Annotated in this window: 34 protein-coding genes and 1 pseudogene; 12 read left to right on the plus strand and 23 right to left on the minus strand. The window is 54.4% G+C overall.

The genetic code is table 11. The annotated features are described in order from the left end of the window. Positions 1 to 148: 148 nt before the first annotated feature. Positions 149 to 1,276, plus strand: coding sequence for a lactonase family protein (locus tag AUC61_RS14420; RefSeq protein WP_243246931.1), 1,128 nt, complete (start codon positions 149 to 151; stop codon positions 1,274 to 1,276). Between the two features lie 183 nt (positions 1,277 to 1,459). Here the strand turns inward: AUC61_RS14420 and AUC61_RS14425 are convergent, their stop codons facing one another. The 4 genes from AUC61_RS14425 to AUC61_RS14440 form a co-directional block, all read right to left on the minus strand. Then, a complete protein-coding gene (locus AUC61_RS14425) occupies positions 1,460 to 3,046 on the minus strand; it encodes an ABC-F family ATPase (protein WP_243246932.1) in 1,587 nt (528 codons plus the stop codon). Positions 3,047 to 3,058: 12 nt separating this feature from the next. Continuing rightward, positions 3,059 to 4,261: a tyrosine-type recombinase/integrase gene (locus AUC61_RS14430; RefSeq protein WP_243246933.1), complete on the minus strand. Its 1,203-nt coding sequence runs from the start codon at positions 4,259 to 4,261 to the stop codon at positions 3,059 to 3,061. Positions 4,262 to 4,498: 237 nt separating this feature from the next. Further along, the gene (locus AUC61_RS14435) at positions 4,499 to 4,996 is read right to left on the minus strand and encodes a hypothetical protein (RefSeq protein WP_243246934.1); all 498 of its coding nucleotides are present in this window, start codon (positions 4,994 to 4,996) and stop codon (positions 4,499 to 4,501) included. A gap of 298 nt (positions 4,997 to 5,294) precedes the next feature. Next, positions 5,295 to 5,621 carry a hypothetical protein gene (locus tag AUC61_RS14440; RefSeq protein ID WP_243246935.1) on the minus strand — a complete coding sequence of 109 codons (327 nt, stop codon included), beginning with the start codon at positions 5,619 to 5,621 and terminating at the stop codon, positions 5,295 to 5,297. A 178-nt stretch (positions 5,622 to 5,799) separates the two neighbouring features. Here AUC61_RS14440 and AUC61_RS14445 point away from each other — a divergent pair, with 178 nt between their 5' ends. Beyond that, positions 5,800 to 6,009, plus strand: a complete 210-nt coding sequence (locus tag AUC61_RS14445; RefSeq protein WP_243246936.1) for a hypothetical protein — start codon at positions 5,800 to 5,802, stop codon at positions 6,007 to 6,009. Between the two features lie 120 nt (positions 6,010 to 6,129). On the opposite strand, the gene AUC61_RS14450 is transcribed toward AUC61_RS14445, so the two are convergent. After that, the gene (locus AUC61_RS14450) at positions 6,130 to 6,456 is read right to left on the minus strand and encodes a DUF4406 domain-containing protein (RefSeq protein ID WP_243246937.1); all 327 of its coding nucleotides are present in this window, start codon (positions 6,454 to 6,456) and stop codon (positions 6,130 to 6,132) included. 86 nt (positions 6,457 to 6,542) lie between these two features. Between AUC61_RS14450 and AUC61_RS14455 the strand changes: the two genes are divergently transcribed. Beyond that, positions 6,543 to 7,427, plus strand: a complete 885-nt coding sequence (locus AUC61_RS14455) for a DUF2971 domain-containing protein (protein ID WP_243246938.1) — start codon at positions 6,543 to 6,545, stop codon at positions 7,425 to 7,427. A gap of 27 nt (positions 7,428 to 7,454) precedes the next feature. Here the strand turns inward: AUC61_RS14455 and AUC61_RS14460 are convergent, their stop codons facing one another. Next, positions 7,455 to 8,486, minus strand: coding sequence for a DNA cytosine methyltransferase (locus AUC61_RS14460; RefSeq protein ID WP_340163294.1), 1,032 nt, complete (start codon positions 8,484 to 8,486; stop codon positions 7,455 to 7,457). Between AUC61_RS14460 and AUC61_RS14465 the strand changes: the two genes are divergently transcribed. Continuing rightward, positions 8,422 to 9,672 carry a nuclease-related domain-containing protein gene (locus AUC61_RS14465; RefSeq protein WP_243246940.1) on the plus strand — a complete coding sequence of 417 codons (1,251 nt, stop codon included), beginning with the start codon at positions 8,422 to 8,424 and terminating at the stop codon, positions 9,670 to 9,672. The two genes, AUC61_RS14460 and AUC61_RS14465, sit on opposite strands and share 65 nt — an antisense overlap. Positions 9,673 to 9,907: 235 nt before the next feature. On the opposite strand, the pseudogene AUC61_RS14470 reads toward AUC61_RS14465, so the two are convergent. From AUC61_RS14470 to AUC61_RS14480, 3 genes and pseudogenes are all read right to left on the minus strand, one after another. Then, a pseudogene (locus tag AUC61_RS14470) lies at positions 9,908 to 11,160 on the minus strand (DNA-methyltransferase); the annotation flags it as partial. Positions 11,161 to 11,467: 307 nt separating this feature from the next. After that, a complete protein-coding gene (locus tag AUC61_RS14475; RefSeq protein ID WP_243246942.1) occupies positions 11,468 to 12,193 on the minus strand; it encodes a hypothetical protein in 726 nt (241 codons plus the stop codon). Next, the gene (locus AUC61_RS14480) at positions 12,190 to 12,435 is read right to left on the minus strand and encodes a hypothetical protein (RefSeq protein WP_243246943.1); all 246 of its coding nucleotides are present in this window, start codon (positions 12,433 to 12,435) and stop codon (positions 12,190 to 12,192) included. The genes AUC61_RS14475 and AUC61_RS14480 overlap by 4 nt, the downstream gene beginning before the upstream one ends. 83 nt (positions 12,436 to 12,518) lie before the next feature. Here AUC61_RS14480 and AUC61_RS14485 point away from each other — a divergent pair, with 83 nt between their 5' ends. Both AUC61_RS14485 and AUC61_RS14490 read left to right on the plus strand, forming a co-directional pair. Then, a complete protein-coding gene (locus tag AUC61_RS14485; protein ID WP_243246944.1) occupies positions 12,519 to 12,704 on the plus strand; it encodes a hypothetical protein in 186 nt (61 codons plus the stop codon). A 118-nt stretch (positions 12,705 to 12,822) separates the two neighbouring features. Then, a complete protein-coding gene (locus tag AUC61_RS14490; protein ID WP_243246945.1) occupies positions 12,823 to 13,041 on the plus strand; it encodes a hypothetical protein in 219 nt (72 codons plus the stop codon). Between the two features lie 6 nt (positions 13,042 to 13,047). On the opposite strand, the gene AUC61_RS14495 is transcribed toward AUC61_RS14490, so the two are convergent. Beyond that, positions 13,048 to 13,644, minus strand: a complete 597-nt coding sequence (locus tag AUC61_RS14495; RefSeq protein WP_243246946.1) for a hypothetical protein — start codon at positions 13,642 to 13,644, stop codon at positions 13,048 to 13,050. 114 nt (positions 13,645 to 13,758) lie between these two features. Here AUC61_RS14495 and AUC61_RS14500 point away from each other — a divergent pair, with 114 nt between their 5' ends. After that, positions 13,759 to 14,598, plus strand: a complete 840-nt coding sequence (locus AUC61_RS14500) for a toll/interleukin-1 receptor domain-containing protein (RefSeq protein ID WP_243246947.1) — start codon at positions 13,759 to 13,761, stop codon at positions 14,596 to 14,598. Between the two features lie 168 nt (positions 14,599 to 14,766). On the opposite strand, the gene AUC61_RS14505 is transcribed toward AUC61_RS14500, so the two are convergent. From AUC61_RS14505 to AUC61_RS14550, 10 genes are all read right to left on the minus strand, one after another. Continuing rightward, complete coding sequence (locus tag AUC61_RS14505; RefSeq protein ID WP_243246948.1) at positions 14,767 to 15,123, minus strand: hypothetical protein; 357 nt, start codon at positions 15,121 to 15,123, stop codon at positions 14,767 to 14,769. Between the two features lie 81 nt (positions 15,124 to 15,204). Then, positions 15,205 to 15,663, minus strand: a complete 459-nt coding sequence (locus tag AUC61_RS14510) for a hypothetical protein (RefSeq protein WP_243246949.1) — start codon at positions 15,661 to 15,663, stop codon at positions 15,205 to 15,207. After that, positions 15,660 to 15,893 carry a hypothetical protein gene (locus tag AUC61_RS14515; RefSeq protein WP_243246950.1) on the minus strand — a complete coding sequence of 78 codons (234 nt, stop codon included), beginning with the start codon at positions 15,891 to 15,893 and terminating at the stop codon, positions 15,660 to 15,662. The genes AUC61_RS14510 and AUC61_RS14515 overlap by 4 nt, the downstream gene beginning before the upstream one ends. Continuing rightward, on the minus strand, positions 15,890 to 17,533 hold the full coding sequence (locus AUC61_RS14520; RefSeq protein ID WP_243246951.1) for a YqaJ viral recombinase family protein: 1,644 nt from the start codon (positions 17,531 to 17,533) through the stop codon (positions 15,890 to 15,892). The genes AUC61_RS14515 and AUC61_RS14520 overlap by 4 nt, the downstream gene beginning before the upstream one ends. Next, on the minus strand, positions 17,530 to 18,420 hold the full coding sequence (locus tag AUC61_RS14525; protein ID WP_243246952.1) for a RecT family recombinase: 891 nt from the start codon (positions 18,418 to 18,420) through the stop codon (positions 17,530 to 17,532). The genes AUC61_RS14520 and AUC61_RS14525 overlap by 4 nt, the downstream gene beginning before the upstream one ends. Positions 18,421 to 18,583: 163 nt before the next feature. After that, a complete protein-coding gene (locus AUC61_RS14530) occupies positions 18,584 to 18,763 on the minus strand; it encodes a hypothetical protein (RefSeq protein WP_243246953.1) in 180 nt (59 codons plus the stop codon). Beyond that, the gene (locus AUC61_RS14535) at positions 18,760 to 18,987 is read right to left on the minus strand and encodes a hypothetical protein (protein ID WP_243246954.1); all 228 of its coding nucleotides are present in this window, start codon (positions 18,985 to 18,987) and stop codon (positions 18,760 to 18,762) included. Before AUC61_RS14535 ends, AUC61_RS14530 begins: the two co-directional genes overlap by 4 nt. Further along, positions 18,984 to 19,229 (minus strand): hypothetical protein, encoded by a 246-nt coding sequence (locus AUC61_RS14540; RefSeq protein WP_243246955.1) that lies wholly within the window; start codon positions 19,227 to 19,229, stop codon positions 18,984 to 18,986. The genes AUC61_RS14535 and AUC61_RS14540 overlap by 4 nt, the downstream gene beginning before the upstream one ends. Positions 19,230 to 19,785: 556 nt before the next feature. Then, positions 19,786 to 20,163, minus strand: a complete 378-nt coding sequence (locus AUC61_RS14545; RefSeq protein ID WP_243246956.1) for a hypothetical protein — start codon at positions 20,161 to 20,163, stop codon at positions 19,786 to 19,788. 126 nt (positions 20,164 to 20,289) lie between these two features. Then, positions 20,290 to 20,457, minus strand: coding sequence for a hypothetical protein (locus AUC61_RS14550; protein WP_243246957.1), 168 nt, complete (start codon positions 20,455 to 20,457; stop codon positions 20,290 to 20,292). 560 nt (positions 20,458 to 21,017) lie between these two features. On the opposite strand from AUC61_RS14550, the gene AUC61_RS14555 reads away from it, so the two are divergent. Beyond that, positions 21,018 to 21,332 (plus strand): DUF1654 domain-containing protein, encoded by a 315-nt coding sequence (locus AUC61_RS14555; RefSeq protein ID WP_243246958.1) that lies wholly within the window; start codon positions 21,018 to 21,020, stop codon positions 21,330 to 21,332. Positions 21,333 to 21,401: 69 nt separating this feature from the next. Here the strand turns inward: AUC61_RS14555 and AUC61_RS14560 are convergent, their stop codons facing one another. From AUC61_RS14560 to AUC61_RS14570, 3 genes are all read right to left on the minus strand, one after another. Further along, positions 21,402 to 22,226: a DUF3037 domain-containing protein gene (locus AUC61_RS14560; protein WP_243246959.1), complete on the minus strand. Its 825-nt coding sequence runs from the start codon at positions 22,224 to 22,226 to the stop codon at positions 21,402 to 21,404. Continuing rightward, entirely contained in the window at positions 22,226 to 23,026 is an 801-nt protein-coding gene (locus AUC61_RS14565) for a HipA family kinase (RefSeq protein ID WP_243246960.1), read from the minus strand. The genes AUC61_RS14560 and AUC61_RS14565 overlap by 1 nt, the downstream gene beginning before the upstream one ends. Before the next feature lie 80 nt (positions 23,027 to 23,106). Then, positions 23,107 to 23,988, minus strand: coding sequence for a S24 family peptidase (locus tag AUC61_RS14570; RefSeq protein ID WP_243246961.1), 882 nt, complete (start codon positions 23,986 to 23,988; stop codon positions 23,107 to 23,109). Between the two features lie 104 nt (positions 23,989 to 24,092). Here AUC61_RS14570 and AUC61_RS14575 point away from each other — a divergent pair, with 104 nt between their 5' ends. From AUC61_RS14575 to AUC61_RS14590, 4 genes are all read left to right on the plus strand, one after another. After that, positions 24,093 to 24,287: a Cro/CI family transcriptional regulator gene (locus AUC61_RS14575; protein WP_122510213.1), complete on the plus strand. Its 195-nt coding sequence runs from the start codon at positions 24,093 to 24,095 to the stop codon at positions 24,285 to 24,287. Between the two features lie 30 nt (positions 24,288 to 24,317). After that, positions 24,318 to 24,512, plus strand: a complete 195-nt coding sequence (locus AUC61_RS14580) for a hypothetical protein (protein ID WP_095093870.1) — start codon at positions 24,318 to 24,320, stop codon at positions 24,510 to 24,512. 20 nt (positions 24,513 to 24,532) lie between these two features. Continuing rightward, positions 24,533 to 24,775, plus strand: a complete 243-nt coding sequence (locus tag AUC61_RS14585; RefSeq protein WP_231670879.1) for a hypothetical protein — start codon at positions 24,533 to 24,535, stop codon at positions 24,773 to 24,775. A 167-nt stretch (positions 24,776 to 24,942) separates the two neighbouring features. Further along, positions 24,943 to 25,665 carry a Rha family transcriptional regulator gene (locus tag AUC61_RS14590; RefSeq protein ID WP_243246962.1) on the plus strand — a complete coding sequence of 241 codons (723 nt, stop codon included), beginning with the start codon at positions 24,943 to 24,945 and terminating at the stop codon, positions 25,663 to 25,665.

The following is a 25,665-nucleotide window of genomic DNA, read 5'->3' on the forward strand; positions in this document are numbered from 1 at the left end:
GGGAGTGGCCACATCATGGCCTTGCACGCAAACAAATGAAAGCATGCTAACGATGTAAAGGCGCAACAATTTATAAAACAGTAATTGCTGGAATTCTCAGGTGGTCATAGGATGACTGACCACAATCATAAAAACAAAGGATCCTCCTGTGAGCAAACCTCTTCTCCTGGCTGCGGCCGTTGTCTACGGATTAAGCATGAACGCCAGCGCCTCGACTTTCGCTTACATTTCCAGCCCGGTTGACGGACTGATTTCCCAGTACAGCCTAGATGAAGCGAGCGGTAAGCTGAGTCTGGTGGAGCAGACCAAAGCGGGGGATATGGTTAACCCGATGGCGATCAGCCCTGACGGTAAAGTTCTTTATGCCGCGTTGCGGGTCAAACCCTTCCAGGTCCTGGGCTTCAGCATTGATGCCAAAAGCGGGCACTTGACTGAGCTGTCCCGAGGCCCGCTGGCCGAGAGCCTCGCTTACCTGTCTACTGACCGCAGCGGTCGCTTTTTGATGGGCGCGTCTTACGGTGCTGACGCCATCACGGTTCAGGCTATTGATGCGGCGAAGAAGCCTGACGACAAAATCCAGACCTACAAAACCGGTCCGCATGCGCACTCTGTACGCACCGACCCGAGCAACCGTTTTGCCTACGCCGGTAATCTCGGTGCCGACCACGTGCTGCAGTATCGGCTGGACGACAAGACCGGAGCGCTGACGCCAATCGGCAGTGGTTTCGTCAGCGTGCCTGCCAAAACCGGGCCACGGCATTTGGCGTTTTCCAGTGATGGCAAGTTTCTGTTTGTCGACGGCGAGATGAGCGGCACTGTCACAGCGTTCTCGATTGACGACAAAACCGGTGCGTTGACGCAAGTCGCACAAGCCAGCGGTATTCCCGAACGTCTGAAGCTGGCCCACGGCGAAGTGCGTGATGCGAGCAACAACGATTTGAAAGACGATCCGACGCCGCGCATCTGGGCGGCTGACCTGCGTTTGTCGCCAGACGGCAAGTTGCTGTTCATGACTGAACGCACCACCAGTTCGGTATCAGCATTCGCTGTCAATGGCGCAACCGGTGCGCTGACCTTCCTTGATAACTACCCGGTGGAAGAGAAGCAGCCACGCAACATCGCCTTCTCGCCCAATGGTAAATGGCTATTGGTGACCGGTGAGAAAGCCGAAAAGGTGGGTGTTTACGGGGTGGGCGACAAGGGCGCACTGAAACGTGTCAGTGAAGCCGAGTCCGGCAAGGGCGCGTTGTGGATTGAGGTGTTGCAGCTCAAGTAATGCTTGTCTGGAAATGAAAAAAGCCCGGTCAGATTGACCGGGCTTTTTCGTTTTGAGGCTTTTATAACCTGAATGCAGTCCTTTGAATGGGAATGCACTTCCTGTAGGAGCTGCCGCAGGCTGCGAAGCATTTAGCCTGATAGATCGCCATCGCAGCCTTCGGCAGCTCCTACAAGGCCTCTATCAGAACACCACACCCTGGCTACGCAGGTAGTCATCGTAGGTGCCGCTGAAGTCGGTTACGCCGTCCGGGGTCAGCTCGATGATTCGAGTGGCCAGCGAGGACACGAACTCACGGTCGTGGCTGACAAAGATCAGCGTGCCCGGGTAGTTTTCCAGCGCCAGGTTCAGCGCTTCAATGGATTCCATGTCCAGGTGGTTGGTCGGTTCGTCCATGATCAGTACGTTCGGCTTTTGCAGGATCAGCTTGCCGAACAACATCCGGCCTTGCTCACCACCGGAAATCACCTTCACCGACTTCTGGATCTCGTCGTTGGAGAACAGCATCCGGCCTAGGGTGCCACGGATCATCTGCTCGCCTTGAGTCCACTGACCCATCCAGTCGAACAGCGTGACGTCGTTTTCGAAGTCGTGGGCGTGATCCTGAGCGTAGTAACCCAGCTCCGCAGCGTCGGTCCACTTGATGCTACCGGCGTCCGGGGTCAATTCGTTGACCAGGGTGCGCAGGAGGGTGGTTTTGCCGATACCGTTCGGGCCAATGATCGCAACGCGCTCGCCGGCTTCAACCTGGAAGCTGAAGTCCTTGAACAGCGGCTTGCCGTCGAAGCCTTTGGCCATGCGCTCGACGATGACCGCCTGACGGTGCAGCTTTTTAGTCTGCTCGAAGCGGATGAACGGGCTGACACGGCTCGAAGGCTTGACTTCAGCCAGCTGGATCTTGTCGATTGCCTTGGCGCGGGACGTGGCCTGTTTGGCTTTCGAGGCGTTGGCCGAGAAGCGGCTGACGAACGATTGCAGCTCGGTAATCTGCGCTTTCTTCTTGGCGTTGTCCGACAGCAGTTGCTCGCGGGACTGGGTCGCCACGGTCATGTACTCGTCGTAGTTGCCCGGGAACAGGCGCAGCTCGCCGTAATCCAGGTCAGCCATGTGGGTGCACACGCTGTTCAGGAAGTGACGGTCGTGAGAGATGATGATCATCAGGCTGTTACGCTGGGTCAGGATGTTTTCCAGCCAGCGAATGGTGTTGATGTCCAGGTGGTTGGTCGGTTCGTCGAGCAACAGTACTTCAGGATCGGAGAACAACGCCTGCGCCAGCAATACACGCAGTTTCCAGCCTGGTGACACTTCGCTCATCGGGCCATTGTGTTGCTCGATGCCGATACCCAGACCCAGCAGCAACTCACCAGCGCGGGATTCGGCGGTGTAACCGTCCATCTCTGCGAATTCGGTTTCCAGCTCGGCGACAGCCATGCCGTCTTCTTCGGTCATTTCCGGCATCGAGTAGATGCGGTCACGCTCCGCCTTGACCTTCCACAGCTCTTCGTGACCCATGATCACGGTATCGATCACGGTGAATTCTTCGTAGGCGAACTGATCCTGGCGCAGTTTACCCAGACGAACGTTCGGTTCGAGCATCACTTGCCCACCGGAAGGCTCCAGATCACCGCCCAGGATCTTCATGAAGGTGGATTTACCGCAGCCGTTGGCGCCGATCAGGCCGTAACGGTTACCGGCACCAAACTTGACCGAGACGTTCTCGAACAAGGGCTTGGCGCCGAACTGCATGGTGATATTCGCTGTGGAGATCAATTACCTTACCTTTCAATTAGTTACGCGGCTCTGGTTTGTGCCTTGGACCAACTCTGGACCAATATTAAGCTTTTCCATCTCACCCCAATCGCCACTTGAGCTAAGCCAGCGCGCATATGTCGAGAGCAGCATCTGGACTGAGTGTCCGAGCTGTTGGGCGATAAAAGAGGGATTCATTCCAGACATTATGCATATTGTCGCATAAGTGTGACGACAGTTGTAAGGCGGCCGGTGTCGCACCCCTAACTTGACCAGAGTCGGAATCCACTGCTTGTGAAGGTCGGAGGTCTGCCGGATGTGCACAGTGTTCTTGGACGGCGGGAAGCAGTACGGAAAGTCCTTGAGCTTGCCTTTCCCCTGTTTTCTCCGGTCCAGATAGGATTGCGCAAAGCGAAGGGCGTGAATTGCCCGATCGTTAAGCAGCACGTAGCGGTTTTTTCGTGTCTTTGTGCGCTCCTTGATCTCGCCACGAACGATCACCCTACATACGCGTGCCTGGCGTTTTTCGAAATCAATCTCGTCCCAGCGCAGCGCAATGACTTCCTGCAGTCGCATGCCGGTAAAAAAGGCAAACTCGAAGAACGCCGCATAGATGTGGCTCGGCCAATGCTCGGCAGCGTACAAGCAGGCGATGATCTTGTTGGCCTCTTCAATTGTTAGTGGGTCAGGATTAGGTGCCTTCCGCTTTGGCATGTCCAGAAGCTCAGCCGGATTTTTGTCCAGTAGATCCTCGCGAACGGCGTCATCCAAAATGGTTTTAAGTTTGGTTATCGCGTTCCGCTTCACTCCTTGCGAGAACCAATCAATTTTGCCGATGACGCGCCTGAGCATCATGGTGGTGATGGTGCTGACCGGAGTGAGCACCAAGTGCGGCATCCAGTACAGATTCATGGTGCCTACATAGTTGCTGCGTGCACCTTCCTCGATCTCTCTCCCATCGAGCCAGAGCTGGACATACTCGCCGAACAGAACCGTCGCATCGGCAGCGATTGCCGAGTCAGGAAACAGCTCGGCGTATTTTTGGTCCGTCATCAGGCCGTGCTTAATCAGGCCGACTACTTGATCTCTAAAACGGGTGGCAGCCTGGATCCCCGCTTTCGTGGGGGGATACGTGAGCGTTTCGGAGCAGCGCTTACCGTTCCAACTGAACCGGAAACGGAATGTCTCCCCCCTGAGATCAAGCCCGGCGGGGAGACCCACAGACTTTCTAGCCATTCGTCATATCTCCTGACGCTGTAAATAATGTGATTTCCGATCTTGTTCCAGACGCCGTTGGGTATTTGCCCGCGGCCACGCCTTGCTTGGAGCGCCTTAACGGTCGTGCCGAGCCGATCGGCCATTTGCTTCTCGGTCAATTTGTCCGGTTCTGGTAAGTCCGTGATTTTCTGTAGGGCGGCCATGATCGCGTCCTCGGTTGGTCTGGAGGCGTAATGCTCCGGGCGGCAGAAGGGGTTAGGCGGATATCTTGCTGAGCGCTTCGTCGGCAACCTTCATCGCCGCCTGGGCGTCGTTCACATAGGCCGGATCGAATCCGCCGCACAGGTGAATGGTTGCCTGGCAGGCCCGCAGGTTCTTGCGGGTGAGCTTCAAGGCTGCGACCAGCTCCTCGCACAGCGCACGTTCTTCGCGTCCGATATCCCAGAAGCGCTGGCCCCAGTGTCCGGCCGGGGGAGGGTTGGTGTTCTGCACGCCCAAGGCCATCGCGCCAACCGTTGCGTCAAGCAGGTCACGCTTATAGGCGTTATCACCATCGATGCTCAGGCCGTTGCGGCGCAGCGCGTCTAGCGCGTTGTTCAGGTTCGCCTCGGGCGACGGCAATACCAGGTCGAAATCGGCCTTGCCCGGCCGGAGAGCGATGAGAAACATCTGGCAGTCGAGCGGCAGGTGCAACGCGACATCGGAGATCGCTTCAATAGCTGCTTCTCGCAGCAGGTGTTTTTGATCGGCCATAAGAATTCTCCGCCCGCCGATCACCGGCAGGCTTGAAGTAGGGGGAGGGGTTAGATGTCGTTTATCGCGCAGGCATGCGCTATTTGCATGCGTAAAGCTTGTCGAGTGTGAATATCGATTAGTGCACGCTTGCGTAACCTTTCAGTCCAAATGTCAGTTTCTTTTAGAAAGCGATTTCTGGACGATCTTGTGTGTACTCGAGCGATGGTGGCGATACGTCTGCGAAATGTCTCATTGGGTGTACCTCGGTGATGGAGGTCTATGGTTTCGCACCTAAACTGTCGGTTTCCCGACTAAATTAAGCCACCTCTCGACGCGCCCACCAGCAGACTGGGCCGTCATCGGTATCGTGAATTGCGAGGCAGAACCAGTTTTCGCCGTCTGGCCGGTCCGGCTCCCAGTAGCTGCAGTCGGGATCGCCTGCTTCGAAGTAGCGCTCAGATACCGATTCGTCGCTGTGATACTCGAGCGATACCATCTTCACTTGAAGACTTTGTTCAGCGATCCAGGCTTTGCATTTTTCTCCGTCGCCTTCGTCGAAGTCGGGCATTTCAGGATGCGCAAACATCCCGTATTCATCGCGCACAACTGGCGCTGCTGCGATCAGTTTGATTTCTTCGGGCATGACTGCGTCCTTATCGCTACAGCGGCTGGCTTTGGATTGCTGGTAGTGAGCCGACTGTCACAAATCGCGACGTTCATCGGCCGTATGTTTGTGGGTCTGGCGAAAGCCAGCTTCACTTAAAAGAACGGAGGCCGCTCATGGACTATTGGCGGCCGGTGTCGATGGTCAGGGAGGGGTAATGAGCACCACACAGGAATGCATCTACTGCCACACGCTCGTGGCGGTATTTAGTGCAGCATTCAGGCTCGGTTTTGATCCATATGCCTTAGCGGTTCAGGCGAAGCTGGAGTTGTTAGGCGAAGAGGAGGACTCGCCGAGCCTGATTGCGGATGCTGCTGAGCGAGTTATAAACGAGTCGCTTTTGGTGGCAAGGCTTCGATGCCGCTAGCCGTACAAGCTCGTTCAACTGGGGAGATCCCATGCACGAGCTGGCTTTGTGGTTTGTCTTGATGCTGTTCTTCGCCGCGCTAATCGTCGCGACCTTGATCGTCCTGATCTTTGGTGACGATTAGACGCCTGAGCATGGTTGCACCTGGTATTCAGTGATGGTGTGCGCCGGGCTGTCGCGAATGCCCAGGCGATCGGCGACGTAGACTTCCAACTGTGCGCCTTGCAATTTGTCCCAGCTGGGCAGGGTGGCCACATGATGGCAGGTCACGAGCAGGGGCACGTCGCGGCGCATGCACTCCTCCCACGATGCGCCGTCTGGGTTGATCTCGGCGTGGTTAACCACATCGAAACCCAGGCCGCGGAGGCGGGCGGCTTCAGCGGCGAAGGCGGGGAAGTTGTACTCGGGTAGGCCAGTCATTGGCCCGCAGAGGTTGATTCGATGCATGGCGCTATTCCTGAGAGGTGCTGGACGTTATGTTATGGATTTATAGATGGGTGAGGTAATCTGAGATCGCTAGAAATATGGAGATCGTGCCTTTGTACAAATACTGTCGTGTGGATAAATATTCTTTAAATAATTTAAGTGCGAACAATATCTTTTTGAATCACCACTCTGCTTTCAATGATCCCTTTGAGTGTCGGTGTGAAATTATCTATGGCTTTCCTTTACTCTCCGATCCATCTGATCGCCTGATAGCGGTACTAAACGCTTGGGGGTTTAGCGATCCCGAGGATGATCTCGTCAAAGAACACTATCCTGAATTTGCAGAAAGTCTGGAGGAAGGGGAGCCCATAATAGAACTGTTTATCGAGCGGGCGAGGATCTCTTGCTTCAGCGAACGTAACAATAACCTCCTGATGTGGGCTCACTACGGAGACGGACTAAGGGGGTTCTGTGTAGAGTTTGATCCGGACTTAATCATCCCGGCAGGACGAGATGCGAGGGTGTACAAGGTGCTGTATGAAGATTCGCCCGCTGTGATAGATGCCTCGGTAATGGCAATGCTTTACGATCAGCGCGACTGGAATAATGATGCCTACTTCGAAACGCAGACGCTGTCCAATTTTTATGGTGACGATCGTAGCGCTGATTTAGAAATGTATACCGTAGGCTTTAAATGCGCTTCGGAGCGTCTTCGCGAAATATACCAAAAAATGCTTGCTACTAAACCTATTGCTTGGAGCTATGAGGAAGAGCTGCGTTTAATAGACTTTGATAGTAGAGATAATGATCTTGGCGTTCTCCTAGAGTACTCTGCGATGTCTGTTAAATCTGTGATCATAGGAGAGAGGATGAGTGCCGAGAAGCAGATCCAGCTAATAGCTATTATTAAGAGCGTAAGGCCCGGTTTAAGGATACAGAGGGCGATTATGGTTAAAGGGAGCTTTGATATCGAGGTCGTCGATTTTGAATGATTGAAAGCGCGAACTTGATAACCGCCATCATTCGTTGTCAGTTAGTATGGCGAATGCTGCAGCTGCCACTCTCGGAACTTGTCCATTGCCAAGGGCTTTAATTCGGTCCACCCGATGGGCCACCCCATTAGCCACTCGACCCATTGCGGGTTCAGTTGGCCACCGTCGGAGGCCATAACTGCGTGGTCCAATCGATCGTTCGATCGGTCCGCTCCGGACTTTCGCGTCAGTGCCGCTGGCGATGAGCCTTTCGCCATGCTGGCCACCGGAGTCGGCCACTGCTTCACGGCGCTGCTTAGGCCCCAACCTGCGTTCTTGCTGCTGCTGCTGCCTGGCTGGTTGTGGTTGTGGTTGCCGTGCACCGTCGGCGTAGGCCAGAGCATCGCCGCGGTTACCAGTCTCGGAGACCTCCTTGCTCTCTCTGACGGGCAATCCCCCCTCCTGCTGTCCCATGCAACTGGTGTGGGCAACAAGCCAAACCCGGTCCCGCTGATGGGGCGCTCCAGTGTCGGATGCTGAAACAATGCACCACTGCGCGTCATACCCCATTTGGGCAAGGTCACCGAGGACCAAGGCAAGTCCTCTTCCCACAAGCAAAGGTGAGTTTTCCAGGTACACCTTTTTAGGTCGTACCTCGCTGATGATTCGCGCCATTTCACGCCAGAGCCCGGACCTTGCCCCATCGATCCCTGCACCATTCCCGGCAACTGATATGTCCTGACACGGGAATCCGCCAGAAACCACGTCAACAAGTCCGCGCCATGGTCTTCCGTCAAAACTGCACACGTCAGACCAAATCGGGAAAGTTGGGAGGGCTCCATCGTTTTGTCGTTGCGCCAGAACTTGTGCTGAGTAGGCATCACGCTCAACGGCGCAGACGGTTCGCCACCCGAGCAAGTGGCCTCCGAGTATTCCGCCACCAGAGCCTGCGAAAAGAGCCAGCTCATTCATATTTTCTCCAAAGGGGCGCCATCCCATTTCAGGATACAGGATAGTGGCTATTTGCTTGCGAATAGTGTTTGATGCAGCTGGGATCTGGCATAACGCCAGTATAGGCATTGGAAACTTTGAGATGCTGCAACAGGCTTTGCGTGTAATTATGGTAAGCGTGGTTGCGATAGCAATATGTGCCGCATTCGGTTGTTATTTTTTAATTTCAGGAGGTGCTTTCCCTTTAAGTATTTCTGAAGGGGCAACGCTTCTAGCACAAGTGTTCGGAATTACAGGGCTTCTATGGATAATAATCCATTGCGGTACTGCGACAGGAACGGTCTCTACCGAGAAATTAATCGGTAGTACGTTGGTACTGTCTCTAGCTTTTGGGGCTAATAATACTTGGACCTATGGCTTGTCAATATTCATCGTTGCCACTTTGGTGACTGAGCTTCAGTTTCTTGAGAAGTTGGCAGCCATGTTTACAAATCGAGATAAGTACTGGGACTATTTGTCGCAGCAATCTCAAGAGGAAATCAGAACTAAAGCTCTAGCAGAAGCTGTTGAGGACAAAACATTAGAGGAGAAAGACTCTGTAACTGAGAATGCTCAGGATGATGATTTGGGGACGCCAGCATCAGGGTCGGATCTTAGCTCCTCTGCTGAAGAGAGGCAAAAAGATCCGACGCCAAAGAATCTAGATCCTGAAAGGTCCGGCGTCTCCGGGGCCGAGTCCAATAAAGAGCAATCTGGTGGAGCGGGAGCAGAAAAATCTGCGGAGGTGGACTTAGCTTCGGATCCTGTGCTTGCAACCGATTCAAACGGTAGAGAAGTCGGCAAAAATCAGATATATGACGTTGATCACTATTTGCCTCGTGGCAGCCCACAGACTTATATCAAAAATTTCGACCCGGCGAAGCAAGCCGATATCAATATGGCTTTTTCAGCTAAAGCAATAGCCGCTCTGGTCTCAGACCGTGGGCCTTTGCCTCGTGGCATTGTACGACATGATATGTCAATACGGACGCGTGGCGGAACCACTGAACTGGATGCCGTAATAACTCACGGCAATACAGATTATATTGTAGAAGTGAAGAATTCACGATCACCAACGGTTGTACAGCGCGGGATTGTTCAGGTCTTGCGTAATGTGCGCATGTATACCGATCTGGTTAGAGTTACTGATTCGACTCAAAGAATTCATGCAATCCTAATTGTTCCAGTTGGTTCTGGTGTTGAGAGATCAATGAATTTGGGTGTAAGTGTGTTTGAGTTTGATCCGTCGACGGGTGTTATAAAGCAAAAATCATAATATTCGTTCATGGGGGCGGGCAACTTTGCTAGATTGGCGTGAGATACCATTCAGGTCAGATATTCGGCAATGGTTGGCAGGACCTTCAATTACCCGCTGAACATTGGAGGCCTTGACCACCAATGATCATTTTCGCCGGTGTGGTGTGGTGTGATTCGATAGTCGGTAGGGGGTAAGCGCTGAACAGGTTCAGCTGCTGTTCCTGTAAGTGCTGCTCTTGCTGTTGGCGCTGACTCTTTGCTTTGGCGTAGGCGATTCGCGCTCTGGCGATCGCCATGTAGGCGGCGTCTTGCTCGATCCCAATGAACTCAAATCCCTCGAGTACTGCCGCCTTGCCAGTGCTGCCCGATCCCATGAACGGGTCCAGTGTCTTGCCGCCTGGTGGCGTGACTAGCCGGAGCAGATAGGCCATCAGTTCCGTGGGCTTTACCGTGGGGTGGTTGTTGCCCTTTGTGTCAGTGGTTTCGACCTTGCGAAGCGTGGTGCCCTGTTTGAACTGTGGGCCGGGATCGATCAGGCCTTCGTGGCGATCGGCTCGGCTAGTCTTGGCGCAGTAGTAGAAGCGGGCGGCGCTGCCGGTATCACCGTGAAACGCACCCTCGACGCGGGAGTACTCGCCGTAGGTGTGCTTATCTGGCGAGCTGCTCTCGGTACCTTTTACCGGTGCGGCGGCACCAGCCTCTGCGGGGAACATGGCTACCACAACGTCGCTGCCATCGTGGATCAGGTTCGCTGGCCATCTACCCAGCTGGCTGGCCTTGTCGACGTTAGCCGCAACCTTTGCGCCGTGTGCTGCTACGTGAGCCGGATCGTTCATCCATGGTCTGGCCCAACCTTCTGGCTTAGATACCTTGCCATTCTCATCACCGCCACCGAGTCTTTCGCCTGTCGGCGCAACGCGGCATGCATCGATGTTGATTGCACCGGTGCCGTGCTCGGCCACGTTGGCAGCGACGGTGCCGGGGAAGGGCTTGCGCGCCATGCAGATTGGCTCATGCGCTGGCTTGAGAGCAGTCCCCCAGCCAGCGTGATCGCCTTTCAGGTTGTGTGACTTCGGGAAGCCTGAGCCGAACACCCACATAATCTGGTCGCGGATCTCGAACCCTGCCATTTCGATACCGACTGCCATGTGATGGTAGGTGCGGGCCGCGGCGAACGAAAGCAGGTGCCCGCCAGGCTTGAGTACTCGCAGCGCTTCGGTTGCCCATTCCAGCGTAAAGGCTTGAAAGGCACCCATCGCCGCTGGCGTAAGGTCATATTTACCAGCCCCGCTGCGATCGAGCGGTGACCGCCATTCGGCCCGCAAGCCCCTGCGTGTGACGGCATGCTGGCCCTGTAAGCGGCGCGGTCCTCGATGTCTTGACCATCCCAGCTTTTGCCCATGAAGCGGATGCCATAGGGCGGGTCGGTTACAACGCTATCTACCGAGTTGGCGGGCAGGCCGCGCATCACCTCCAGGCAGTCGCCTAGGTGTAGTTCATATTCCATGGGAGATCTCCATGCATGCGCCGCCATGCGGGTTCAGATAGGTGGCGTGATTCGATGAAGTGAGGTATTTGTGTTGCCCGGCATAGGGCCAAACAGGGGAAATTTGGAATGACGAACCAAGCGCAGATTGACGCTATTGAGCACTTGTTGTTGGCAGTGCTGAAGCGATTAGGAACCACGTTTTCCGACATCGCCATTGAAGAGGCGCTTGCATCACTCTGGAGTGATGATGCACCCGGAGGTCTTGAGCGACGCGGATATGCACGTGATTATCTTGCGGACCTAAGAGCTCGGTTGGGCTAGCTGCTCAGAGCGCCATCTCAACCTGAGTCTCGGGCTGCCAGATTGGCGAACTGTTGTGCGCCTCAATCCTGTCCGCAATGACGTTGGCTCGCTGACCTGCAGTTGGCGGGGCATACATTCCGAACCGACTGATGCTGCCGCCATTCACAGCGGCGTTGGTGGAGTCGGCCGACGCAAAGGGCAAATACTGGAAAATGGCTGGGTCCAGCATCCGCAAGCCGTGAAGCTTGCAGGCTGGCCTCCCGTGGTCGTCACAGATGGCGTCCATTGCCGCGGCCATTCGCTTCCACCACGGCGTTGTTCCTGGCGTTGACCACTGTCCCGAACTGCCAATTGCAACCGTTCGCCAACACCTTGCCAGTCGCTGCAAGCGCTCCAGCGATTCATGCAAGTGCCATACCGGCACACCGCGCAACTCTTCTGGCCACTGCCGAATAAGAGTGTCGTTTGCTTGCTCATCGCCGTCGATCACATCAGGGATCAGCGCCCATGTGAATCCTGGGTGGCGATGCCAGTCCTCTACCCACCGGATGTAACCATCGATATCCAGTTCGCCGCCTTTCTTCCAGACTGAAAACGCGCCGTTGTCGAATACAAAAGATTTGCAGGCATCGGCAACAATGCCCATGTCGTCCTGACGCGGGAAGGGAACCAGCGCGTGACGCCCGGCCAGGAACTTTGCGGCATCCTCGCGCTTACCACCAATCGGTGTGCCGTGGTAATGAATCATCCGCTCAGCCTCACGGTCTCTATTTCCACGCCCTGGTGTGTGGCGATGATCGTCTGGTCCCCGCCGAAGCGTTCCGACAGTTCGTCAGCAATTCGCTCGTGATACCCAGACTTGATCAGCGCCGTGGCTGTCTTGATGTGCTCAACCATCACCACCACACGCGAGCGGATTTCCAAGTTGTAGATGATCGTATCGCCGTCCGATGGGCAGACAGCCGTGAAGGTGTGCCGGTAGATGTTCATAGGTCATCCTTGCAGGGGTGGCGTGAGTCGTTGGAGTTCTATATATAAGGGCATCTCAATACCTATGGTTACGGGAGTCGAATATGCGCAATTTCTGGTTTGCAACTCGCAACAACATTGATGCCTGCCGAGTACATGGCCCGTTTTACAAGGCTGAGGCAGTAACGGCCCAGAACGTGGTGATTCAAGAAGGTGCTGATGCTGTATCCGTCATCTACAGTGCCGATGACCACCTCACCGCATTCTGCATCGGTGAATTGAAGAGTTGATACGGAACTCACGTCGCCTAATGGAAATGCCACTTCGGAATAACCGTTATAGCCACGCGGTTTAAAGCCAGGCGCATTGCAGGTCTAAGCTCATATCTCAACCCACGAGGGTTCCGACATGACCGACAAGCACGCAATGGAACTGAAGCAGGCGCTGGTTGCTGTATTCGCAACAGCAGCGAGCATGGGTATCGATATCGACGAGCTTTCAGAGCAGGCGGCGAGTGATCTGGACGAAGAGGAGGCGGGGTGGTTCGATCAGTTCAAGCCAGGTGCGGTGCATGAGCTTCGATACTGCCGGGACCTGGTGAAGGGCTTCGATCTCGTTGACCATTAATCAGCATTAGGCGGTGACGCGTTCGCCGATCACCGTGGTGGTGAAGCTGACGCTGTATTCGAGCTGAAGCCGGAAGTTGCCGCCGCAGGTGTCGCACTCCATGTCTTTGTCACCGTAGTCCTCGGTTTCGATGTGGATCACGGTCGCGCAATGCGGACATTTGCACTCGTCCTGCGCCCTGTAGTCCCACTCGTCATAATCCTCGGCCGCGACCTTAGCCAGCGCCTCAGCCTTGGCTACTGCATCGATTGCGTCTTGGCATGGCTTGCAGATAAACCCATCACGCCGACCCCAAGGGGTGTCTACCAGCGTGGTTCTGTGAGCGTTGCAACTCACGCAAACGTCATGCTTGTCGCAGACGATGTAGCTGTAGGCTTCGGTGTTGCCGGTGCACTTGTTACAGCCTGATACCCAGTACCAAGCGCCGTCGATGCGTTCAGCGTACAGACCCTTTTCAGGAGCGGTCAGCTCAACGTAAGGCAGGCCGTTTCGGTGGGGGTTGCCGTGCCAACCATCGTTCCACTTGCAGGTGTGGCCGCTGCGCGTGCGCTCAGTCCACTCGCCGGGAATTTCCGGGATCAGAATCTTGGTGTCCTTGCTCATGGTGATCTCCATGCATGCGCCGCTCTCCGTTACCGGATGCGACATAGTGGCTATTTGGTTTGAGTTGGGGTATTACGGGTGACCGGCATGGAGCCGGATCATGGAGTGTATTGCGTGAAGATTTTTATCAGTTGGTCCGGCAAGCGGAGCCTTGCTGTAGCCGAAGTGATGAGTGACTGGATCAAGTGCGTGCTTCAGGCATCGCATCCCTGGATTTCAACTCGCCATATTGACCGTGGCTCGCTTTGGTTTTCTGAGATCAATGACAAGCTCCGGGAAGTTTCTGTGGGAATTGTGTGCTTAACCCAAGAGAATAAAAATAAACCATGGATTCTCTTTGAGACTGGTGCGCTAGCCAAAGGGCTTTCGGGAAGCAGGGTTTGTACTTTCCTAGTAGATCTTCAGCCCTCTGACTTGGTTGACCCTCTTGCTCAGTTCAATCACACGGTGCCAACAGAGAGCAGCGTCCGCGAACTAGTCAAAACATTGAATATTTGCCTAGGTGATGATGCCTTGGAGGAAAGGGTTTTAGAAAAGATATTTGATGTCTACTGGCCAAGTTTTGAGGATGAATTTTCGAGAGCACTCAACGAATTTCCCCAAAATGAGGTGGTTGCACCAAGAACTGAGAATGACATCCTTTCAGAAATTCTTGAGAACACTCGCTCTCTCGGTAAGCGGGTTGGAATGCTGGAGTCTGCTCGGCCAAGGCAGCGCGATGTGACTACCATGGAGCAGCCTTTAGGCTCAGCTAACGTCTTCGGCTTTAATCAGGCGCGCAAATTTATCGATCAGTGGATTGCTGAGGGGCTCAGTCTGACAGAGATCCAGACAGGAATACGCGCTTTGAACCTTACTCCAGTGGGGAAGATGAAGGCGCGGGCATATGCTGAAAGCGTTATCGGGGATTCGAGTCCGTCTGATCCATCAGATAGCCATGAGAATTTGATGTAAGGGGATATTGAAGGCCGCACCCGCCGTCACGCAGTCCTATGCCGCAGGAACTAAGTTCCGACCCAATATCTTGGAGGTAGCAAACACCTTTGATGATCTTCATCGCCGCGTCGAACACCTTCGCCCCGTTCGGCTGTCGAATGCGATGCTTCATGTTTGGCTGGATGCTCACGCAGTCGACAAAGACGAAGTAGGGATTTCGATCTGGTCGTCATCGGCCTGATCCGGGTTGTTCAGGATGCATCTGACGCCGTGATCGTAAATCTCACGCGCCACGCATTCGCTAACTACGATTTCGTGGCGCGGATATTTCAGAAACTCCGAAAGCTCCACGTCACCCATCAGATCCATCTTCAGGATGGCGACCTGCAGAAGCTCACTGGTTTCGATATCGTCGGCGCGAGCCCTAACCCTTTTCAGGGTCTCCTCAATGCCTGGCCGAACCCGATGGCGCAATTCCTTCTCGGCGAACTTGGTTCGCTTGGCCTTGAGCTTGTCGTTCCGCTGCTCTTGGTTCATCGCCATAACCTGACTCCTTCAAACCGCTGGGCGGCAGATGTATGTGCTACTGGCGCAGGCCATGTCGGACGCGAGATTTAATCCGCCTCATGCCGCCTTCACCTGATGCCAAGCACCGGCCGCGTAGAACAGACTTGCCGCCTGTGCTTCGTCGAGGGATATCTCGGCCGGTATCGCGATCCAGCCCGACGCCACCAGGTGGTTCTGATTGCAGCTACCGCGCAGTTCAAGGTAGTAGTGCTCGATCGCATCCGTCAGCCGCTCGACCTTGTAGATGCCCTCGGGCGATATCTCCACGGACTTCACATACTCAACGCCGCGCTCGTCCCGACACATGGCGCTGATGTAGATCGTCCAGCGGTAGGAGAAGTCGAAGAGGGCGTTGGCGATCGCCAAGCTGCGTATATGCTTGTGGCTTTTCCAGTTCACCATGATCTGCAGGCCGCTGGGATCGATGTTCACGACGGCGACGTGGTTGGTGTTGAGCAGGGCGCGGCAACTGCGCTCGGCGCGTGCAAAGCAATTATTCGCTTTTCGACATTTCATATCGAGGCCGCCATCTTGCGCAGCGTGCCTCGCTCAGTGCGGCTGAGCGCTGGCTTCTTCCGCTTTAGCACCGTCTCAGGATCGATGGTGCTCTTTCGGATTGGGGGCAGTGGATGATCCGGGACGCCCGGGCCGATCTGCATCTGACCGCCTGATGCGAAGAAGGCAGCTTTCGCCGCCTCCAGTTGAGATTGCCGCTGATTGGCGGCAAGGATGAAGTTGTCTGTCACGCTGCTACCTGCTCCAGGGTTACCCCCGGCATGTTGAATTCCGAGCCTTGCGACTCGACAAGGTCGTCGAGGTTTTGCCAGTTGACCGTGAGGACCGAAATAGGCGCTTGCCCAGCGGCCACGGCTTTCACCAGTGCCTCCAAGTCAGTTACGCGAGCTTCGAGGCGCGTAGGCTTGGGCTGAACCTTGGCGGATGGAACTGCGGTCACTCGCGCAACTGGCGGCGACTTTTCAACCACCGGTGCTGGTTTGGTAACCACCGATGGCTGAGTGCGCTGAGCGGCTGCCTGTCGCTGAGCCTCTTTATCCTCAAGACGTTTCTTCTCTTCTTGGCGGATTCGCTCGCGCTGGTCTTCTTCTTTCTTTTGCTCAGCCAACTGGTGTTCGTTGATGCGGACCTTGATCAGAGCCACGAGGTCGTCATTGGCTTTCAGGGCCAGTTGCTGGATGTCGTTGAACAGAAAGTTGTAGTCAGCTGCGTGTTCGGCAAGGCTGGTCAGATTTAAGCGGATGCTGTCGGCGCGCTGGCTTGCATCGATCTTTGCCCGTGAAAGCTCAGTGTCTACGGCGTCCTGCAGGCTTGCGATGGTGCGCTTGTTCTTCATTGCGCCCGCGAAATCGACCGGCGTAACCGGCAGCGTCACACGCCCGAGAGTCTTGTTAATTGCGGCGATGTGATCAGCCAAGGCAATTTCGGCTTTCTGCTTAATGTTGGTTTTGACGAGCAGTTCCTGCGCTTTTACCAGCTTGTCTACCTTGAGACGGGTTTCCCTGGCATGGCCGCTGATTCGATCCAGCGAGGAAAACAGTTCGGCTATCGTCGCGGTTTGAGACAGCGCCTGCTTTTTAGCCGTGGTCACAGCCTCTTCGACATCGCCGCACCACTTCACGGCTTTCTTTGCGTCCGCGAAGTCTTGATCGGTTTCGAGTGTGGTTTTCACCGAGTCGATGACGGCGAGAGCCGACTCTTCGAACACTTTGAGGTTGCTGGCGGTAACCATGCCAGTCAGTTCAATTTTCAGGGCGGGCAGTTCGTCTGGCGCTTTGCCTACGACTATCGAAGGTGCGTTAGCCAGTTCAAAGCTGGCCAAGTCCTGTTCGAACTGTTTCCAGCCTTCAACCAGTTGAGCAGCTCGGCCCGGCACCGGCCGGTATTCCATTGAGACGAAGTTCTGCTCCGTGCCGTCTGAGCAAACGAAGATGACGCGCTCTGCGCCGCTCACAAGCAACTGTTGTTCGAGCTGCCAGTAGTAATGGGGAGCCAAGTCTCCGGCGCGCACTTGGGCAGCCAGCGATTCATTCCAGAGCTTATGCTCGAACAATGTCTCGCCCATCATGGTCGCGCCGTCCATTGAGGCCAGCAGGTTACCGCTGGTGCCCACGACCGGATAAAGCTCTTCGCCGATCATGACCTCTACCAAAGGCCGGGCAAGGGCTTCAGTCGCGTGGCCCTTATCAAAGATGCGCTGTGTCTGCGGCGTCACTTCCGGCGCAATCCCGGTTTTCTTCAGCGTTAGCAGTTCGGTGCGGCTTTGATACTTCGAAGCCCCCATCATCGCTGGCGCTTCTGAGGCGGTGAAGTGTTCGGCGCGAAGTGCGAGCCACTCGGCGGATCCCTGGGCTACGTTATGGATTTTCATGCTGCGGCACCTTCGAGTGGTTTCAGTTGGTTGATGGCATCGGTCTGCTCGTCAGAGAGCGTGTATTTGCTGCTGACGGTTGCGATTAAGTGTTCAGGTGACGATCTGCCTGCCTCCACGGCCGTCCGCCACTTCGGCAGGTTTTCGGCCAGTTTGTCGTCGGGGTAGGGTGGAAGGTCGCCGGGCTCAGCGCCGCGTGTCGGCGATACATCCCGAACTCGCGGCGCGCTTTCTTCCAGCTCGTCAGGGCTGTAAACGCCGAGAATCACGTCAGGGCAATACAGTCGCGACCAGCGCTTGGTTGCGAGGTAGGCCAGTTGCTGGCGCGGATCGTCAGCCCAAAGAGTACTGTTGCGCGTCCGGGCCTGAGCGAGCAGCAGTTCCAAAACTCGGGGCTCATCTTCGCCGCGGAACGTTGCCCACACCTTCACGCCGAGGCCGTCTTCGTCTTCCAGCCTCCAGCCAGGCTGGCGGTATTGCTTGCCGTCCGAGTTCGTTTTGATCTCGAACTTGCCGATGACCTTTTCCCAGGCACCAAACCATTCGTAATGAAGGCGATCCATGACTGGCGCGCAGGTCGTGATCACTGCGTTGACCAACTGAGCTTCGTAGCCGAGCACGCCATTCACCAGGTGCGTTTTCTGGGCCACAGCGAACGGGTTCATCTTCCATTGCATCGACTGCATCACCACCGCGAGGCAGTCGGCCGAATTGCCGTTGAAGTGCTTCGGCAGCGTTGCCCGGCCCAGCGCCATGACTTCAGCCAGGCGCATCATTTTGTCGAGGCTGTCGCCGTCGAGAACCAAAGCACTGGTGCTTGTTGCAGCGTGTGGAAGCAGATGGAGATTCGACTCATGAATGACGGGTGCAACGTTTTGTGCAGACATATGAAATCCTTGCCGCGCTATTCGCAGCCTTGAAAAATAGAGAGGGATTACAGCGGGGCGATTCGATCAGCGAGACACAGGGCCAGCATCAGAAAGGTGAAGCCTGCGAGAACCGGGAACGAGCCTCGCCAGAAGACATACCGGCGTCGGCGTTGATTGGCGTTCATCCACACCCCTTGATTGGTCGACGCTTCAGCCAGTCTGCTTTGATCGGGTAGGGCAGATCAGCAACACGCATGCCGCGAGGCGGGGAGAAGGTGCCGCGCACTTGAGCAGGCTGGGTGCGAACATCGAGCTCTTCGACCTGCTCGTCGATAAGCGACTTCACGATTGGCTGACTCACGCGCACCTCCGCATTCTGGCAAGTTGCTCTTCATTAGAACGAGCACGGATGAACATCAGGCATTGCGTATAGCGCGTGTGCTCTTTGCAATCGATTGCACTGAGTGCGTAAGCCATTTCCACCGCCATCTGCGTTTCACAGTGCAGGCTGTAGTCTTCGGCGTTCTCAATCAGCTTCTGGATACGCGAGTCGATCATGCCGACCGCAATTTCGTGCTTGGTCACGCGGCACCTCCTTTTGGTGGGCAGATCAGCTCCATCTGAGCGATGCATGCCTGGATATTTGCTTTCAGCTTTAGCCGACGATCCAGCTCGCGTTCGCGTCGGGCCTTTTGGTCGACTGGGTTGTCGTAGTCGTGGGCGAACTCGTCGTAGCGAGGCTTTTCGTTCCCCCACTCATCACGGCTGCGGACAGACGCCCGGCCTTGGGCGCTGTCCTGATAACGCTCAAGGTCGAAGTCGGGCATGGTAGCCTCTGTTGGTTGGGATCAAATCCACTCGCTCAGCCCTCGGCCGCTCGCTATTGCCGATGGGCGCGAGGGGAGGACTGGGAATGGAATAGGGAATAGGTGCCGGTCTTTCCCGACTGTCACACCGGCTACTCAAGGTGTTAGGAGGCAGTTTCCAGGCGTCGAGCACGCTCCCAAACTACAAAAGGACCCGCTTTCGTTTTGGCTATCGCCGAATAAGCGCAGATGGCCGGAGCTGATCCCGGCATAACGAGTGTTTCGCGATTTGCGCGAGTTAGGGGATGGATACCCTTGTTCAGATCCGCCGCTCGTTGACGTTAACTACGCATCAGCCTGCGCATTCATCTGCTTTGCTGGTCACGTCTCCAGCGCCGAGTTCCACGATCCGTATTCATTTCGCCAGCGCTCGATAACAACCGATTCTGTGCGATTGACGCAGGGGGCCGCTTTCGCGGTGTGTACTCATCCGCATCGGGGTGTGATCTGTCGGCATCGTTACCCGCTTGCCCTTGCAGTGGCTCTCCGCTTCAAAGGCCTCACATCCTCCACGTCGCTAAATGCTCAGGACGCCGACGGTAGTTGCCGACAGATCACACCCCGATGCGCTCTCTCTGAGAGGATCGGGCAATTTATGCGGTTGCCTTGAGGATTGCCGCATCGGCGACGGCAAGCGCTGCGTGTACTTGTCGAGGTGCGCAGCGCCAAGCCTTGCAAGACCTACAAGATTCGTCAGCGCTTCAAGCAGCTCTTCTGATGCTGTCATCATCTTGGCCTGCCTCAGCGCCTCGTCACGAGTGATTTCGCAATCACGAATGGTCGGGCGTGCGTCGCGCCGAACTACCAACGCCACGCCTTGGTATGACAGATGCCGATCTGTATTGATGATCCGGTACCCGCCAGTTACTTCCGTAGTGTCGACTTCAAGAGCCATTGTCTTTTCTCCGTTGATTTCCAATGCCGCCTCATAGAAGCGGCATCAGTAAATCGCACGCACAAAAAAGCCCGAGCGGATCGGGCTGTTTGTTATGCAGGACGTGCTAAAAAAACTACAGCGAACTCACCATGCACCGAACCAGATGCCAGTTCCATGCACCGCAGCGACGGGGAAGAAAATAGCTCCGGCAATCAGGAACCCCCAGCTTGCAGTCTTGAAGCAGACAACCACATGGGTAAGCCAAGATGCGACCAGCCAAATCATCGGTGCTACATAGAGTATGCCTTTCATGTGAATTCCTTGTGAGAAGAACCGGCAATACTATCATTTTGATAGCTTCCCCATGAGGCAGCTAAACGCCGATTTGGTGAAATCCGGAGAGTTGATTGCCCGTCAGCCCCTCGTGAGAAGGGCTGCCAGTGAAATCTGTTATTGCTCACTCCAAGTCGCCTATAGATGTCCTTTTTGCTGGACCTTTCAGGGAGACGGCTTGAAGTGCGCCCCTTGGCCTCACTCGCGTGGCTGATCCTGTGTTCCTGATCTGCTGACGTTTGCTCGGCTTCGAGTCGGCGGGTTCTCCCGCGATATCCAGTTCCAGAGCTGGCATGGCATCGACTATTTGTTGCTCGCGCTTACCAGGTGATTCCCGGGATAGTCGATGGCGAGGGTCTTAAGCTGTTAAAGAGCGGGCGGGGCCTTTCAGTCCCTGTCGCTGCGCTTGTTCTGCGCTTCGATGGATGTAGTTAACCACCGGTATATTTATTCGTCAATACCGATGGTTAATTTAATTTTATTGGGCGTGAGTTATGCTTTTGCTATTACTGGATGGATGTACAGTTTTGAGGGAGGGTATGAGCGTGACGCAGACGAAGGCGAAACCAGCAGTACGAGTTGAGATGTCCGGGGTAGAGCGCTTGGGGTTGCGTGTGTCAGAGATGATCAACCACCCAGTCGCGCAGGTTCAACGCTGGGTGACTATTCATCGCCTGGTTACTGATGGGGATCGGGAGTGGGAGGAGGTGATCGGAGTATTAGCAGCCACGGACGAGCTGGACTTGACTTTTGAGGATGATGGTGCGGTGACGGTTCGGTGGGAGCCAATACCGGGTGACGGTCGACATACCAAAGACGTCGAAGAGATGGAAGGGGAGACAGCTGATTTTTGAAGTGGCGCAAAAAAGCCCGCTCAACGGCGGGCTTTGATAGATATATTTCGATCAATTAAGCGGGCGCGCTCAATGGATAAGCCGATTTTGACCCGCGAGCGACGAAATCATATCAAAATATCTTGCCGCATCTTTGGCGTTGGCTAAATTGAATAGCGCATCGCTGTAGTCGCTGGCCATGTTTAGGTGAGGAGTAATCTCTTTTTCCACAGTACTACTTGCAGTGTAAACAAAATAGCTACCTGTTTTCTCCCCTAGGGCTTTGCGGCCCTCCATGAATGTCATGACCTTGACAGATGTTTCCTTGAATTTAGAATTTAGATCATTGACGTTGAAGTCTATGGCCTCGGTGATATGATATTTTCCATTCTTGAGGATGAAGTCAGCATTGAATCCGCTTTTTTCGTTAAGCGGATAGTTATATACCATCTTGTGCTTGCTGAGATCATCTGTGCTCTTGGCAAGCAAATCCATTGACTCAAATTTGTCTTTGAGATGGCTGAGTATTCTAGGTGTTCTAGTGACCTTCTCTTTTGCTGAGTAAGGCTTGATAAGCAAATTGAAAAGATTTCTAACGCGCTGTTCATACTGCTTTTCATCGTCAATAACAAATTCAGCAGTCTCAGAAAGATAGCTTGGAGACCTAAAGCTTTTAAGCATAGAAAGCGATCTATCTGCAGAGCCGGAAAGCTTAGATATGTATTCGATGGAATCTTTCAGGTTCTCTATATCTTCAATACTTGAGGTTCCATCAAGCATGCGCAACTTCGCCGAAGCGTTTAGTACGCGTACGTCAAGTGTGTCACGCTTGAAAACTACTAAGCCGACGTTGATGATTTCTCCGCGCTTCGGGTCCGGCATGTACTTTATGATTGAGTATTTAAACGCTCTCATCATATCCTCCCTTTGATCGCATTGATTCTGTCAAGCCTAGCATTAGAGTCCCACCAGTCAATATAGCCTTTTCGTTCGCGCTTTGTCATCCACTCGGATGGCATATTTTCCAGGATCTCCTCGACGTCGCTCGTGGAGATCTTAGCTAAGGCGTCTAAGCATGCGACAGCTTCGGTTCTGTCATAGTTCAGAGTGAGATTGATGAGCAGGAAGGACCCTTGTGTATTGCTTGCGGGGTGCAGTGCCTCAAAGCCATCATGTCCAGTCTCAAAGCATGCTCTACTGAAATCAAATGCCAAAGCAATAAAGTTGTTGTCGAAACTCTGTCTCCACAGATAATTTCCCCAATGCCTGTCTTCATTGTTGACAAATATATCGAATGCGTAAAGCCTGCTTAAAAATGTCTTGAGATTATTGACCTTAATTTTATGGTCGAGGATCTGCCTTACTTCATGCAGCTGACTGATCTTCTTTACGCCGCCTTCCCATAAAGATCCGAAACCTGTACCACCTTCAGATAAGTTTATAAAAGCGTAGTTGGGCGTTGGTATAGTCACTCGATACGCAAGTTCGTAGCACATTAGCTCGCTGGCAGGAACTTTTCCCTTTCCGTCAGTAGGTTTTTTTACTGCGTAGTCCTTGCCGTCGCGCGCGTTAACTATTAACTGAAGGTCTGCCGATCCTTGGTTATTTGGGTACTCGGTAAGGATGTCAACTGCAAACATTCTTTTTTGGTAGCCAAGCTCTTTTCCTTTGAGGTCTGGGCCTTTATCTAGTCCTGATCCATCTTTGCTATCCATATTAAGTCCCTTGAGCCCAGTTTAATTCAGCTTGCTAAATTATTTAGTTTAAAACGTTCTTAAATCTGAATTATATATTGCTAAACCAAGTTCGCGTTCCAGACGAGAAGCACTCTTGCCTGGATGAATGTCATATCCCGCCGAATCATCCGATCCTTGTGCTTTGTATTGTCAGAGATCATCTCAAAGTGCTCCTCATCCGCAACCTGCAGGCGCTTTATGTAGATGTGGTCATCCCACGAAAACAGGTAAATCCCATCGCCTACAAAATCTTTGATGTTGACGTTCACGATCAGCGGATCGCGATGCTTGATCGTCGGCTCCATCGACTGACCCCAGCCCGTCACCATCTTCAGGTGGTAATACTCTTCAAAGTCGACGCCCATCTCCCGCAGATTGCTTGGGCTGACGCGGATATCCTTCAGCATTTCCGGGAAATCGTGTGCGAGCTGCCCGCCACCCATTGCCGCGCGAATATCGTAATGGGCGATCCATACTTCGTCGCCGACCAAACCTGGGCGGGAGAAATCACCCGCGATCACGTTACTGGCCTGGCTGGCTTGCACCTCGACGGCAGTGTCCTCAACCGCGTTCGCAATCTGCTTCCGGGCGTCGTCTGACAGATTCTTCCCGTGCTTTGCCAGCATCTGCTGAACGATGTCCGCGGATGACTGGGGCGCAATCGGTCTCGCAGTGCTGGTAAGTGACTCGATCTCATCAGCCAGGCGCTTGCTGAATTTTTCAACTGGCTCTTGGAGCATGCGCGACAGGACGGCTGCGAACTTGGTGTTCAAGGGATTGATGCCCTTGAAATACAAGTTCACGGCAGCCGGCGTCATTCCCGCCTCATCGGCGATTTTCTTTTGGCTTAGCTTCAACTCGTTCTTCTTGGAAAGGAACAGGTCGTGCGCAGCTGCGCACTCGGCAAGCAGCTCGGGCGGGAGGATACGTTTCTTGGTCATCGCGCGAATGTATACCAATGGTTAAAAATAAGAAGAAACCATCGGTATTGATTAATAATTAACAGATGGTTAATATCGGCCTCATCTACAACAGAGGCACGACCATGAATGAGACTTCCCTAGACAAGTTCGTGGCTGACAAAGGGCAGTCCGAAGCCGCACGGCTTCTTCGGGTGACAGCCCCAGCCATTCACAAAGCCCTTTCTGCGAAACGCGACATCCGCGTGCTTGAACTGCCCGACGGCAGCTTTCAGGCGCAGGAGCAGCGCCCGTTTCCATCCCAAAAATCCGCCGCTTAAACCCATTCCAACCACACAAGGAAGCCTTAGATGGCATACGACGATTCGCGCCACGTGAAAGACCGGGAGATCAAGTCCCGCTACGACGATGAGACCTATGAAGCGCTCAAGGCAGTGGCGCGACTTCACAAACTGCAATTGGCCGTCTTCGTACGCATGTGCGTGGAAGAGAAGCTGGAAAGCATCGTTGAGCAGGATGTTACCGACAAACACCAGATGGCCTGAAGTCCCTGAAGGAGGCCAACGTGCCCGAAAACACGATCTGCCACGGGATCGACGGGAAGCTCTACGAAAAGCTTGAAAGGCTGGCAAAAGCTGCGGGTATGACCCCGGATGAGTACGCCACAAAGCTTGGAACAGAGCGGATCTTCGAAAAGACCAGGCCCAAGGGAGCCGGAAAACTCCGACACCTACCCACAACACGGCGTGACCCGCCGCAGGACTTAATAGGCCCTGAAAAAGGAGGGACTGATGAAGGCTCCCAATAGCAAAACCCAAATTGCAGGCACAAAAAAGCCCGGCGGCAACCGGGCTTCTTCAACAGCGTATTTCGTACAACTCTGTGAGGCCGATTATGCATACCTCTAATATCGATGTACAGGCCCTGAAGAATCCCGCGCCACATTTTGCGAATCACGAAAACGTGGCGCGGAAAATGTCGTCCCGTGAAATCGCTAATGTCACCGGCAAGCGTCATAACAACGTGAAGCGCGACATCGTCTCAATGCTTACCGACCTTGAAGAAGATGTGCTCATTTTTGAGCACATCTATTTGGACGGTTACAAGCGGGAGCAGGTCGAGTATTTGCTTGATCGTGAACTGACCGACACGCTGCTCACCGGCTACAGCGCCAAAATGCGCCGCGCTGTCATTCGGCGCTGGACTGAGCTGGAAGGGCAGAGCACAGCCCGTCAGGCGGTGATTGCGAACGGCACGAAGGTCGTCGGCGAACTGGCAATTCTGGAGTGTTTCACGCGCCTGTTAAAGCCTGCACCGTCCAGCCAGGTGATGATGCTCAACAAGATCGCCATCAACAACGGCTTGGACCCGAAGTTTCTCCCTGGCTACGCCATTGATGCAGACCCTGAGTCCCTCAGTGGGTCCAGCATGCCCACGAAGTCAGCCACAGCGCTGCTGAAAGACAACGCCATTCGCATTGCTCCGGCCGCCTTCAATCGAATGCTGGCAGACGCGGGCATCATCAAGGTAATGCAGCGCAAGAACTCCAAGCAGGTTCTGGTCGACTTCTGGTCAGTAACCGAGAAGGGGCTTCGCTACGGCAAGAACCTCACAAGCCCTCAATCCCCTCGCGAGACGCAGCCTCACTGGTACGTGGATCGCTTCCTTGAGCTGGCCAAATTGGTCGGGAAGGCCTGA

The organism is Pseudomonas maioricensis, assembly GCF_022790535.1.
In the GTDB taxonomy this organism is placed as follows: domain Bacteria; phylum Pseudomonadota; class Gammaproteobacteria; order Pseudomonadales; family Pseudomonadaceae; genus Aquipseudomonas; species Aquipseudomonas maioricensis.